The sequence below is a fragment of the Pseudomonas reactans genome (assembly GCF_013387025.1).
GTDB classification, from domain to species: Bacteria; Pseudomonadota; Gammaproteobacteria; order Pseudomonadales; family Pseudomonadaceae; genus Aquipseudomonas; species Aquipseudomonas reactans.
On the sequence record NZ_JACAQP010000118.1, the window covers coordinates 1 to 316 of the forward strand.

Annotated in this window: 1 protein-coding gene; it reads right to left on the reverse strand. The window is 40.5% G+C overall.

The window, feature by feature from the left end:
- On the reverse strand, positions 1-316 hold a 316-nt coding region (locus HX793_RS32190; RefSeq protein ID WP_178905610.1), incomplete at both ends, for a reverse transcriptase domain-containing protein.

Genomic DNA, 316 nt, shown 5'->3' on the forward strand with positions numbered 1-316 from the left:
CCATGTTCGAGACGCTTGCTTTAATCCATAGATAGATCTTTTAAGCTTGCACACTTTGTTTGGATGCTTGGGATCGACAAAACCTTCAGGTTGATCCATATAGACATCTTCCAATAAGTATCCATTAAGGAAAGCGGTCTTGACATCCATTTGCCATATCTCATAATCATAGTATGCGGCTATGGCAAAAAGTATCCTAATCGACTTGATCATTGCCACTGGTGAAAAGGTCTCATCATAGTCAATACCATGAGTCTGTGAGTATCCTTTAGCGACAAGTCTAGCCTTAAAAGTGTGAACATTTCCATCCACGTCG